The sequence below is a fragment of the Patescibacteria group bacterium genome, assembly GCA_026415775.1.
Classification (GTDB): Bacteria; Patescibacteriota; Minisyncoccia; order UBA6257; family JAAZHW01; genus SKW32.
Genome location: JAOAGL010000023.1, coordinates 1 through 530 on the forward strand (window position 1 = coordinate 1; position 530 = coordinate 530).

The window sequence follows — 530 nt, forward strand, 5'->3', positions numbered from 1 at the left end:
ATATAATAATAATGTGGTTAGGGGAAAGAGAAAAAAATTAAAAACTAAAAAAATAAAAAAAGTACTTGACATTCCCCAACTTACATGATATAATATAAATATAGAAAAGAAAAAATAAATGAAAAGGAGTTGGTTTTAATGGCAAAAAAATGGATACTAAAAGAATGGCAAAATTAGAGGCTTCAAAATTAATCGCTCAATTACTACAAAGTGAAGATATGGAAGTATTGGATGGTGTGGACTTTGGATTTACTGAAGGTTCACTATTATTAAGAGGTGCTGTATGCGATATCCAAATTAAGTTAATCACACCTTCAGCAAAAACTGGAACAAGGTATCCAAAACTGGAAGAGGATGGAAAAGAGGTGGAAGATTATTCTTCCACCTTTTTTTGTTTAGAATTTTCTGAAAATTCTAAAAATTTAAAATTTTTTGAATATTTATTTTTTTTTAAATTGTGTGAATTTTCTGAAAATTCTAAAAATTTAAAATTTTTTGAATATTTATTTTTTTTTAAATTGTGTGAATTT

Annotated in this window: 1 protein-coding gene; it reads left to right on the forward strand. The window is 25.3% G+C overall.

What is annotated here, in order from left to right; all coding sequences use genetic code 11:
- Nucleotides 1-149 precede the first annotated feature (149 nt).
- Nucleotides 150-530, forward strand: a 381-nt coding sequence (locus N2692_03180; GenBank protein ID MCX8016266.1) for a hypothetical protein, incomplete at its 3' end; no start/stop codon positions are given.